Consider the following 10,477-nt stretch of genomic DNA (forward strand, 5'->3'; position numbering starts at 1 on the left):
CTCATCTCCACTCCTTGGCGGTTACGATGAGCCAGAAACCCTCTCTTATCAAATCGACCTAAACTGTCCCATTGGCGCTGACGTCAGACAGGCCGCTGAGTGGTAGATCCTGAAATCGCAAACACTGTCTTTCGCTGCTTTTCGAAGCAATGGCGCGATTGGATCTGTGTTTCCTACCCCCCTTTAGTGAACTTCATTGCAGTGGATATCTCCACCCACCCCGCAGCGAAGACAATGATGAAAGGGGTAGGTCGATGCCCAGCGAACGCGCCACTTGTGCCCAAATATCCTGCAAAAAATCCGCTTTATACCGTCACCCTTTTTGATCATCTTCAAATTCCTGCAATACTTTTTTACCCAACGCGGTGATGCGGTATGTTGTACCTTGTCCGGATTTTGGTGAATCTCGCGTAGCCAGTCCTTCCGAAACTAAGCGTTCGAGCTGAAATGTAACTCGGTCTTCGACATCGCCACTGACCAGCGACAACGTGTGTCCGCCTGATATAACCAGGGTTTTCAGAGCGGTAATGTCACTACGCGATCTCATGGCAACGCCTCTCCTTGACTGCGCTTTCGGGGTGGCTATCCGCCGATACGAACCCCTGCGACTTCACAACAACTACACTATACGGAGATGCGTAGAACGGTGCAGAGAATTTGTTAGGCCGGCTTGCATCTGCGGAATTCACACGAACTCCAACATCCATTCCGAGCAAACAAAGTTCAATGGCCGAAATGCACCGATTGCTCCGGTTAGAACACTGCGCGGCATTGGTCAAAAAGGGCTCCCTGCCGACATCAGAGGCAACGCAGTATCAGCTGTCGCATGGCGAGAGGATACATCACGGACGGCCCAAAGGAGACATCCAGTGCACCCCTCGGATGCTGCTGCTGCCTGCGTTCCTGCCGTTCGCTGCGCAAGCGAAATCTGGGCTTTGGTGAACTCACGGTAAGCTGGCTTTGCCGTCTTTCGATCTGGAGCCTTCGCTAAAGCAGCACTTGCTCGCGGTCGCGGCATACTTATTGTTGCGTCGCGGCAAGTGTCACCAATCAGGTCATTCGCAGCCGTTGTATTTGCGTTAACGGGAACCGTACCTTCGCCGCGGCTCGGTCGGACGAGCAAGACGCGGGATATGGCAAGTATTGAAACATTGGTTTTTGCTTCGTGTTTGAACTGATTAGAAACGAGACGCCAATTTTGTGTCTTCTTGCTGTTAAGCTTTTGACGAGCATAATCTTGTTTTTCCGATACGGGACTTTACGCTACTGCCGAACCCGATAGCCGGAAGCAATGATCCGGTTAATGAGAAAGGCGACGGCCTGGTGCATATCCTTTTCATCGTTATTGCCGACCGCTGTTTCGTGGGCAGCAGCTGCGTCACGCAGAACTCCCACAATTTCATGTTCGGGCAGGAGCTCACGATCTTTGATTGCAAGCAAAAGCGCTTCACAAATTGAGAGTGCGGCCATTCCAGAGTGGTCTTGCCGGTCAGCCATGGTAGACGTCCTTTTTTAACAGGCGTCCAAGCAAGGAAGCGCCACAATGAATTGCATCATACTGGCATAGATTGCTGTATACTTAACTGATCGAAAGCAGTCTTGGCGTCGGATAGTTTCGCGGGCTGCTCATCGATGAAGGAAGAACACTTGCGCACTATCAAAAACAGTCCACTCACCCGAAAGCTTTCAAACTTCGTCGCTCTTACTGAGGTTGAACTTGCGGCATTGGCACGCCTGCACAAGCGTCGCAGAACCTTTGAAGCCGGACGTGACCTTGTGCATCAAGGGCAATCAGAGCAGGCTGCCTACATTCTGGCCTCGGGCTGGGTTTGTTCCTACAAAACCCAGACTGACGGGTCGCGTCAGATCGTCGATTTCCAAATACCGGGTGACTTTCTGGGCTTGCGAAGCGTTCTGCTGCACACCTCGGATCACAGCATAGAACCAATCATGGAAATCCAAGCCATTGAAGTAGTAGTGGATGATCTCCTGGACGCATTTGCGCAAACGCCCCGGCTGGCGACAGCAATTCTTTGGGCGGTCTCTCGAGATGAAGCGATGGTGGTTGAGCACCTGGTCAACATAGGACGGCGAGATGCGGGTGAGCGCATGGCGCATTTTCTATTGGAACTTGGTGTGAGGCTGTCTCAGGTCGGGATGGCAAGCAAGACGGGATACGCCTGCCCACTGACACAATACCACCTTGCCGATGCACTGGGACTGAGTGCCGTACATGTTAATCGTGTCCTACGGCAACTGCGGGAGAAGGGGCTGGTTACTTTTCAATCCGGGCAAGTGGTATTTGATGATTATGAAGGACTGGTGACGTTGGCCGGTTTTGACCCCACTTATCTGGATCAGGCCGGGCCACTGTTGAAGCAATAAGTTCACCCCTACAGCGATGCCGGGATTTTGATGATCGTTGCCTGTTAGAGACGGAATTCGCTTCGGCAGATTTGGGATTTCACTGAAAAAGAAGCGCAAGATAAATACAGTCCGATTACGGTACTGGATTTCCTGCGCTTCTCAATTACTCGTTAAGAACACGCCAGCAAATATCCCGCCAACACACATCACGTTGCCGGAATCCAAACATCGTTGCACTGACGCAGGTTAGTCAATTTTTGGCAGTGTGCCTGATCCTCGGGCACCAAATGCATTTGAGATTCCAATAAAATCTCAGGTCATTGGCCGCCGACTAACATCGATCAGCGCGCGCCTGACATTTGCACATTATTCTAAATTACAACGCCAGTACTACCGCGGCGCTTACGAGCGTGTACCGCGGCAGACTGCGCGGGGAAGATCCAACAAACTAAATGGAGGACAAAGGTGAGCACAAGATCGTCCAGTTCTTTGGTGACGTTTTCAAATCCGTTCTCTTTGTCCGGCTACCCGGATGTACTTCCTGCAGGCGAGTATGAAGTAGTTGTCGAAGAAGAGCTACTGCAGGGCCTGAGTTTCGAAGCCTATCGCAGAACCGGAACCTACCTGACAGTTCGGGGCAAAGGCAGCAAGCCAGGCCGCACGGAAATGCGCCCAATTGACCCAGAAGATTTTGAACTGGCGCTTAAGCACGACCAGACCTTGGCCACATCTAACAATGACAGCGATGCGGCGCTTTCCCCGCAGGAGGAATAGATTATGAACACGCCCGAATGGCTTAAACCCGGAATCTACGGTGCTCTGATCGGCGGGGTTTTCGTAGGCGTCGTTGGATTTTCATGGGGTGGATGGATGACCGGCGGTAGCGCGGACAAGATGGCCAACGCCATGTCCCGCGACAATGTAATCGCTGCGTTGGTTCCGGTCTGCGTCGACATGGCGAGAACTGACGCCCAACGCGCCGAAAAAATAACGACGATCAAAGAGGCTTCTTCTTTCAAGCAAAAGGATGCCGTCATGGCGGCTGGCTGGGCAACGGTGCCGGGATCCCAAACTCCTAACAAAGACCTGGCGCAGGCCTGTATCGAGGGGCTGAACCTGGATGGATCGTAACTCAATCACTCAACATTCGGACAACGCCGTTTGCATCAGGGCAAATCGAAAAAATCAGTACCGGTTTTGCGCTCACTTAATGGCTGCGTTGTTTGTTGTTGTCTTCAGCTGCTTGGCGGGCTCCTTTATCTCATCAAGTCCCGCATCGGCCGAAACAAATTCGATCCCGGATAATGCGCATCCCAAAAAATATGGCGACGGTTGGGAATGCGATTTGTCCTATCGGTTGAAAGGCGAAGAATGCGTGGCCGTTGTCGTGCCGGGAAATGCCTACCCCACAAACAGAACCTACGGCTCAGGGTGGGCATGTATGCACGGCTTTGTTGAAGTGGGCGGCACCTCATGCACTGAAGTGATTGTGCCTGAGGGTGGATATCTCGATCCGTCAGGTGAGAGGTGGCGGTGCCTGCGTGGATACACAAGAGTAGACGATAGCTGCCAGAAAATCGTGGTGCCGGAAAATGCTTACCTGACGAACAGCACTTATGGATCTGCATGGCGTTGCAACCGTGGCTACGAAATCGACGGAGAAGCATGCGTGGCAGTAGCGGTGCCGGAAAACGCTTTTCTGAACGCATCAACCAGCGGGCGTCCCTGGACGTGCGAGCGTGGGTATTTTGAGCGCGACGGACGGTGCGATACCGTCTTTGTGCCTGAAAATGCTTTCTACGATGACGCGATCCATGGAGTTGGATGGAAATGCGAGCGTGGCTACGAAGCGTCCGGTGAACGCTGCAATGCAATCGAGCTACCGGCAAATGCCCATATCGACCGATCCGGCAATGGGTGGCAATGCCACAAAAACTATCATCGATCAGAAGGGCTGTGTGTTCTGAACCAGTGAGAATTCAGACAGAAAGCCCACTTTTCCAAACTACACAATTTTTGCCCGTCCTTACCAAGGACGCGCGTTTCACACTCCAAAAAGGAACAAATATGAAACCCGTACCCATTGCGTCGGATGCCAAGCAGTTCATTGCCAGCGATGCGCAAAAGCTGCCGCCTGAACAAGCAGTTTTTCCAGAGCTTCACCGCAAGACACTCGTGACAGATACACCGACTGCAATTGTGTATTGCGAAGGAAACTTCGCAAAGATCGATGGCAAGACGGCTAATGGTCTCGTTCGACATTCACAGGCCTATCGCGTTCTTTCGGTGATCGACAGCACGTATGGCGGTTGTGACAGTGGCAAAGTGCTTGATAATATCGCAAATCAGGTTCCCATCTTCGATGATCTTGATGCCGCCGTCGCTAATGAAGCTACGATCCCCGACACGTTTATTTACGGAATGGCGCCGGCCAGCGGCAGAATGTCCCTTGAGGATCGCGAAGTTGTTTTGGATGCGATAACGCTCGGAATGAACATCGTCAGTGGGCTGCATGAATTTCTTAGCGATGACAAGGAGCTCGCCGGATTTGCCAAAATTCACGATGTCACGATACGCGACATTCGCAAGCCGCGGCCAAATCCCGACCTGCGCCTGTTAGATGGCAGTATTGGAGACGTCCAGGCGATCCGCATCGCGGTGTTCGGCACCGATTGTGCAATTGGAAAGCGTACAACCGCGACAATCCTGACAGGCGCACTTAACGCGCATGGGATCAAAACAGTTTTGGTCGGCACCGGCCAAACTGGCTTGATGCAGGGCGCCAAGTATGGTGTCGCGATGGATTCGGTGCCGCCGCAATTTTGTTGTGGCGAACTTGAGCGCGCTGTCGTTGCGGCATCCGAGGGTGAGCACCCGGATGTAATAGTGATCGAGGGCCAGGGCGCGCTAAGCCATCCGGCTTTTTGCACATCAGCCTTCATTCTGCGAGGCAGTCAGCCACATGCAGTTATTCTTCAACACGCGCCTAAACGAAAACGTCGATGTGATTTCCCCAACATGACTATGCCCGCCCCTTGCGATGAAATCACCCTGATCGAGGCATTTGCGAACACAGAGGTAATTGGCATGACGATCAACCATGAAGGAATGAATGATGTTGAGATTTCAAAGGCCATCACAGACTACAACTGCAAATTGTATCTCCCGGTCACTGACGCATTGAACCGTCCTCCAAAAAACTTGGTGAATATGGTTCTATCTGCCTTTCCGCGCTTGCAACCCGTACGTGTTACGACGATTGAATGAGCAAGCTGCGTATCGACGTTGATCTGGACAAAATTCGGTACAACACACGGTTCCTGGTCGACCACCTTAGACCCCGCGGAATATCGGTGACAGGTGTGACAAAAGCCGTTTGCGGTCATCCTGAGATTGCGAATGCTATGCTTGAAGGTGGCGTGACAGGGCTGGCGGACGCGCGGATCAGCAATATCATGCGTATGCGCGATGCTGGAATCTCGTGCTCCATATCCTTGATCCGAACGCCCATGCTGAGCCAGGTCGCGCAAGTCCTTGATAACTGCGATGTCAGCTTCAACACTGAGATGGACATTATCGCCAGCCTGGCCATCGAGGCGCTGGGGAAGAACATTACTCACAATATTATCCTGATGGTGGAAATGGGGGATATGCGGGATGGGATCTTGCCTGAACACCTTGAAAGCACTGTGTCTCAAATTCTTAGAATGGAAGGGATTTCTCTGAAGGGGATTGGCGCAAATTTTGCCTGTCTGGGTCATGTGGCACCCTCCGCAGGAGCAATGGAATTGCTTTCGTCGCTTGCCGCCGACACCGAACTTGCAAGTGGACCCGCTCTGGAAACAGTGTCAGGCGGCGGCTCTGCCAGTTTGCCATGGGCGCTTGGCAAGGGGGCGACCGGAAAGATCAACAACCTGCGTCTGGGTGAGGCCATCCTGCTGGGTACCGATCCCGTTTCGGGATACGCGATCGACGGGCTTTACACAGATGTTTTTACGCTTTGGGCGGAAGTGATCGAAACGAAGACCAAATCAAATCCAAATCCCTTGCAAATGAATTATCCTATACCTTCAATGCAGTGTGTGACTTTAGACAGTCCTTCGAATACTCGGTCGATCCTTGCGATCGGACTCCAGGACACTGATGCGGCGGGTCTAATATTCCCTGCTGGCGTCACGTTCGTCGGAGCCACCAGTGATCATATCGTTGTAGAAAACACCAATTGGCTGCTTCGCCCTGGTGGCGAGGTGAAGCTGAGAATGAAGTATAGCGCGCTCTCGCGCGGCATGGCTGCACCCGATGTAGCAAAAGTCTTCCATGGTGATAGCGCTTTGGTTGACTGCAACGCAGCGAACACTGATCGCCCATACTCGAATCGAAAATAGCGCGCCAAGGTGCCGCCGCCTCGGTTCTGCTTCAGCCATCCGTCTTATTCTACGGCTTTACGTAGTAAATGAGGCACCCAATCCCTATATTGGACGTAGCCGCATTCACTTTTCACACCCTATCTGGGCTCGTGGGTGTTGCGGACAATCAAAGGATCAAAATGATGTCTTTCAAAGACCTGACGACCAGAGCGGCTGCCGCACTGAAGGAAAACGATGCGGACGCGCCGAAAAAAGAAGTTACGTCTGAAGCGCCTGACGTCGTCCCCGAAAAACCAAAGCCTAAACCTCAAAACTGATAATACCCTGCCGGGAGTGGGTGGCTTGTTCTTGTCTGCATCTCCGAGCGAGCGGTATCAGCAAAGGAGAATTACCCAAATGAACCAGATAATCAGCAAGACAATCGCAGTCTTTTCCAGGCCGTTTACTTTCCCTGGCTTCGACGAATTACTCCCGGCAGGCGAGTACGACATAGAAACTGAGCTTTCCGCACCACCAGATTATTCGGACCCAGAAGCCTGGAAGGCCTCGGTGTTAATCTGTCTGCATCCACGGAAATCTTACCCCGGTCTGGCGCGTACCTTGACCGTTTCTCTTACTGATTTGGAGAGAGCCCGCGCAAAGGATAAATTGTCTTCAAAGCAGTTGTCGCAGTTCTTGCTCGACCAACTTTTGGCCGATCCCATGGTGCAATTGATTATGGAAGCGGATGGCGTTTCAGAGACTCAACTTCGGCACCTCTACTCGGAGTCGCTCATCTCTGAGGCAGACGACATATCATCAGATCAACGAGCCCTACCGCGAGGATGCGGAAACGGTTCTCGGTATACTTTCGCTGTCCAAGCTGCTGAGAACGAAGGAATGCCGGTTCGTCCTATTAAAACCCCTCGGATTACAGGCCGTCCCATTGGACAGACTGAAATGGGCAGCTCCTTCAATCTCAAGGCTTAGGGCTCGGAACTTTCTTTTCCAGTCGCTGTATAAACCAAAACAGAAATCGAGGCTAAGAACTGATGGAAGACTCCGACGACGAAGCAGATACGATCATGGCTCGCGCCCACAATGACGTGCCGCAAGAACGCCCGTGTCTTCGTTGCAGAACTCCATTCTGGAGCGAAGGGTTCGGAGAGCGGATTTGTCGACGCTGCAAGGGGTTGAACGCGTGGCGAAATGGCGTATCGGAAAGCCCTGGGTTTGCTCGGCGTCGCTGATGTACTGACATGTAGTGGTTCCGATGTGATCTGACAGTTGGCCGTTTTTCCTGTGGTGTATGCCAGATTAAGTTTGGTTCCGGATCTTTTGCTTCCTGATCTCTTTGCTCTCGATCATGGTCTGGAAGGGTATTCTTCTGCAACACATTTTGCCCTGATGAGTGTGCTCTTGGTTGTAGTGGTGCAGCCATTCTTCCAGATCGGCTTGCAGCGAAATCTGCGCCGCGAGCGCACGCAAAACGATTATGCTATGTCCGAGTTGGACTCGGAGTTGCCATGCGGTCGTGCGGCGAGATGCTCGGTTTCAGGCCATTCTGAACGTCCGCTCTCACTGTCCTGGCACCATCTCATCGCACTGGCGGCGAATGGCCGGATCCCGCCCTGGCGTCCCAAAGAAGCAAACGGCCCTTAGCTGCCTTTGACCCGGCCACCTGATGCGGCTGTGCGGTCCGTCGGAGGAGACACTCGCCGCGAGCGCTATATCCAATTCAACTCGAACTCTTGGATTGCGGGACTTTTGCCTGTCGTCGTATTGAGAACAGGCACGCATTTGGCGACATCTCTAAATGAAACGATGACCTCTGCTGAACCCATACCTCAATCTCTGGATCGCACCCTTGTCGGCGTTGCGCTGATGCTGGGATTTTGCCTAACCGCTCCTTTGCTGGATGTGTCTGCGAAACTCGCGTCGACCAGTGTGCCGGTTGGGCAGATTACGGCTGCGCGGTTTGTGGTGCAATGCGCTTTGATGGCGCCTTTCATCTGGATAATGGGACTGTCGTTGCGCGTGGCGAAAGGTCAGTTGATGGTGCTGGTTTTTCGCTCATTGCTGTTGGTGTTCGCAACATTTTGCTTCATTGCCGCGATCCGGGTGATGCCCCTTGCCGATGCGCTGGCAATCGTGTTCGTGGCCCCGTTCATCGTCTTGTTGGTCGGCAAGTTCTATTTTGGTGAAGATGTCGGCTGGCGTCGCGTCGGCGCGGCGCTTGTGGGGTTTGTCGGGGTGTTGTTCGTCATTCAGCCCAGTTTCGCAGCTTTCGGCGCGGTTGCTATTATTCCGCTTGGAACGGCAGTTGCCTTCGCTTTCTACATTCTTTTGACCAGGGGGTTGTCGCGTCGGGTGCACCCTGTGACCCTGCAATTCCACACCGGCCTGATCGCCAGCCTGTTTTGCATTCCAGCTCTAATTGTTGCGCAAGGTTCCGGCTCTGATTTGTTTGATTCCGTTTGGCCGACAGACATCGCGTTGTTGTGGCTTTTGGGCGCCGGCTTTTTCGCGACGGTGAGCCACATGATGATGACCTATGCGCTGTCTTTTGCGCCTTCGGTCACGCTGGCACCGCTGCAGTATTTTGAGCTGCCGGTCGCAACCTTGTTCGGCTATCTCGTCTTCAATGACTTCCCGAACACGCTTAGCCTGCTTGGCATTGCGATCATCATCGGTGCAGGGCTGTATATGATACATCGCGAAAGGGTGGCGGCCAGGCAGCTGGTCACCGTACGTGCCGTAACTCCAATCTAAGGCTACTCGCCCGGCCCGTTCCGGACACTCATCGTTCAATCACATTCTGCGTTGTAGCATCAAGAGCCGACATTCGAACTAATCTCAGATTCCGGTCAACCTGTAAGTCGACCAATCCACCAAATTGTGTTCGAGATCTCTCGTCTATTTGGTGCAGCTCCGTTTCTCCAGGATTGGACCTCAGCGGCCGCTCTCAATTCCCACTGTATGTGTTGCACTCATTTCGTTGCTCCTAAATTCGAGCGTCTCAAGCGTAGTCGTTTAGTCCGGAGAAAAGGTAGATTTATATTCAGATTGGATTGAGTGTTAGGGTGCAGTCACAACAATGCACCCGCACCTTCAAGCAAAGGTGCTCTTGGATTTTGGGGGATCGAGTGATCGAATTTTATAAATCTATCTTGAGAACTACGGGACATCGTCAGGTGGTCAACATCTTGCTGTCGCTGGCCATTGCCGCCCTGGCGGCGTTTCCACTGAACTACCAGAAGGAAATCGTGAACGGTCTGACCGAAAAGAACATAAGCCCCGGAGGCTTGCTGTGGCTTGGTACCGCTATGGGCGCGGTGATAACCCTGAGTCTCGCGCTGAAATGGGTGCTGGGGTATCTTTCGAGCGTCCTTGGCGAGGACATGATCCGCAAGCTGCGCAAGCGTATTTGCAACCTGTCTCGCGAAAACCCAGGGGGTTCCGAGAAAGTTGCCTATGGTGCCAAAGCAACAATGGTGTCGGCCGAAGCGGAACAAGTAGGAAAATTCTCTGGTAGCGCTCTGTCTGAACCCATCGTACAAGCCGGAACCCTTGTTGTGATTGTTGGATATATTGCGGCCAATCAACCTTCTCTGGGGCTGATTGCAGTTGGCATGATTATCCCGCAGGTGTTTATTGTTCTTCTCGTCCAGACGTGTCCGTCGTCAGGGATTTTGGGACAGATGGCGCTCTGATCTAAGAGAGGATGTGGCCCATCTGATTGGTCTGATTATGCGGCGGATTTG

The 10,477-nt window shown here is 52.8% G+C and carries 13 protein-coding genes and 1 pseudogene; 10 read left to right on the forward strand and 4 right to left on the reverse strand.

From position 1 onward, the window contains the following. Positions 1-183 precede the first annotated feature (183 nt). The 3 genes from ACR0IM_RS24145 to ACR0IM_RS24155 form a co-directional block, all read right to left on the reverse strand. Positions 184-330 carry a DUF1660 family phage protein gene (locus tag ACR0IM_RS24145; RefSeq protein ID WP_480683452.1) on the reverse strand — a complete coding sequence of 49 codons (147 nt, stop codon included), beginning with the start codon at positions 328-330 and terminating at the stop codon, positions 184-186. Next, entirely contained in the window at positions 314-547 is a 234-nt protein-coding gene (locus ACR0IM_RS24150) for a hypothetical protein (protein WP_170329068.1), read from the reverse strand. The genes ACR0IM_RS24145 and ACR0IM_RS24150 overlap by 17 nt, the downstream gene beginning before the upstream one ends. A gap of 716 nt (positions 548-1,263) precedes the next feature. Next, positions 1,264-1,497, reverse strand: coding sequence for a hypothetical protein (locus ACR0IM_RS24155; RefSeq protein ID WP_170336649.1), 234 nt, complete (start codon positions 1,495-1,497; stop codon positions 1,264-1,266). 135 nt (positions 1,498-1,632) lie between these two features. On the opposite strand from ACR0IM_RS24155, the gene ACR0IM_RS24160 reads away from it, so the two are divergent. From ACR0IM_RS24160 to ACR0IM_RS24195, 8 genes are all read left to right on the forward strand, one after another. Continuing rightward, entirely contained in the window at positions 1,633-2,385 is a 753-nt protein-coding gene (locus ACR0IM_RS24160; protein WP_171240065.1) for a Crp/Fnr family transcriptional regulator, read from the forward strand. Positions 2,386-2,832: 447 nt separating this feature from the next. Beyond that, complete coding sequence (locus ACR0IM_RS24165; RefSeq protein WP_170329073.1) at positions 2,833-3,141, forward strand: hypothetical protein; 309 nt, start codon at positions 2,833-2,835, stop codon at positions 3,139-3,141. 3 nt (positions 3,142-3,144) lie between these two features. After that, positions 3,145-3,498 carry a hypothetical protein gene (locus tag ACR0IM_RS24170; protein ID WP_170329075.1) on the forward strand — a complete coding sequence of 118 codons (354 nt, stop codon included), beginning with the start codon at positions 3,145-3,147 and terminating at the stop codon, positions 3,496-3,498. Beyond that, positions 3,488-4,342, forward strand: a complete 855-nt coding sequence (locus ACR0IM_RS24175) for a hypothetical protein (RefSeq protein ID WP_480683453.1) — start codon at positions 3,488-3,490, stop codon at positions 4,340-4,342. The genes ACR0IM_RS24170 and ACR0IM_RS24175 overlap by 11 nt, the downstream gene beginning before the upstream one ends. A gap of 92 nt (positions 4,343-4,434) precedes the next feature. Next, positions 4,435-5,634 carry an N-acetyltransferase DgcN family protein gene (locus tag ACR0IM_RS24180; protein ID WP_480683454.1) on the forward strand — a complete coding sequence of 400 codons (1,200 nt, stop codon included), beginning with the start codon at positions 4,435-4,437 and terminating at the stop codon, positions 5,632-5,634. Beyond that, positions 5,631-6,752, forward strand: a complete 1,122-nt coding sequence (locus ACR0IM_RS24185; protein ID WP_170486376.1) for an alanine/ornithine racemase family PLP-dependent enzyme — start codon at positions 5,631-5,633, stop codon at positions 6,750-6,752. Before ACR0IM_RS24180 ends, ACR0IM_RS24185 begins: the two co-directional genes overlap by 4 nt. A 164-nt stretch (positions 6,753-6,916) precedes the next feature. Further along, positions 6,917-7,051 carry a hypothetical protein gene (locus tag ACR0IM_RS24190; RefSeq protein ID WP_256367863.1) on the forward strand — a complete coding sequence of 45 codons (135 nt, stop codon included), beginning with the start codon at positions 6,917-6,919 and terminating at the stop codon, positions 7,049-7,051. A 79-nt stretch (positions 7,052-7,130) separates the two neighbouring features. Continuing rightward, positions 7,131-7,703, forward strand: a complete 573-nt coding sequence (locus ACR0IM_RS24195; protein ID WP_170336663.1) for a hypothetical protein — start codon at positions 7,131-7,133, stop codon at positions 7,701-7,703. Positions 7,704-8,030: 327 nt separating this feature from the next. Here ACR0IM_RS24195 and ACR0IM_RS24200 read toward each other — a convergent pair. Beyond that, positions 8,031-8,177: pseudogene (locus tag ACR0IM_RS24200) on the reverse strand (IS481 family transposase); the annotation flags it as partial. A 360-nt stretch (positions 8,178-8,537) separates the two neighbouring features. On the opposite strand from ACR0IM_RS24200, the gene ACR0IM_RS24205 reads away from it, so the two are divergent. Together ACR0IM_RS24205 and ACR0IM_RS24210 are read left to right on the forward strand one after the other, a co-directional pair. Further along, complete coding sequence (locus ACR0IM_RS24205) at positions 8,538-9,485, forward strand: DMT family transporter (protein WP_480683455.1); 948 nt, start codon at positions 8,538-8,540, stop codon at positions 9,483-9,485. 374 nt (positions 9,486-9,859) lie between these two features. Beyond that, positions 9,860-10,426, forward strand: coding sequence for a 6TM ABC transporter family protein (locus tag ACR0IM_RS24210; protein WP_480683456.1), 567 nt, complete (start codon positions 9,860-9,862; stop codon positions 10,424-10,426). Positions 10,427-10,477: the final 51 nt, after the last annotated feature.

The organism is Ruegeria sp. BF6 (genome assembly GCF_056538665.1).

Coding starts and splice junctions, on each gene's coding strand:
- ACR0IM_RS24185 (WP_170486376.1), top strand. CDS start 5,631: ATGAGCAAGCTGCGTATCGACGTTGATCTGGACAAAATTCGGTACAAC.
- ACR0IM_RS24170 (WP_170329075.1), top strand. CDS start 3,145: ATGAACACGCCCGAATGGCTTAAACCCGGAATCTACGGTGCTCTGATC.
- ACR0IM_RS24145 (WP_480683452.1), bottom strand. CDS start 330: ATGATCAAAAAGGGTGACGGTATAAAGCGGATTTTTTGCAGGATATTT.
- ACR0IM_RS24150 (WP_170329068.1), bottom strand. CDS start 547: ATGAGATCGCGTAGTGACATTACCGCTCTGAAAACCCTGGTTATATCA.
- ACR0IM_RS24190 (WP_256367863.1), top strand. CDS start 6,917: ATGTCTTTCAAAGACCTGACGACCAGAGCGGCTGCCGCACTGAAGGAA.
- ACR0IM_RS24160 (WP_171240065.1), top strand. CDS start 1,633: ATGAAGGAAGAACACTTGCGCACTATCAAAAACAGTCCACTCACCCGA.
- ACR0IM_RS24205 (WP_480683455.1), top strand. CDS start 8,538: ATGACCTCTGCTGAACCCATACCTCAATCTCTGGATCGCACCCTTGTC.
- ACR0IM_RS24180 (WP_480683454.1), top strand. CDS start 4,435: ATGAAACCCGTACCCATTGCGTCGGATGCCAAGCAGTTCATTGCCAGC.
- ACR0IM_RS24195 (WP_170336663.1), top strand. CDS start 7,131: ATGAACCAGATAATCAGCAAGACAATCGCAGTCTTTTCCAGGCCGTTT.
- ACR0IM_RS24175 (WP_480683453.1), top strand. CDS start 3,488: ATGGATCGTAACTCAATCACTCAACATTCGGACAACGCCGTTTGCATC.
- ACR0IM_RS24155 (WP_170336649.1), bottom strand. CDS start 1,497: ATGGCTGACCGGCAAGACCACTCTGGAATGGCCGCACTCTCAATTTGT.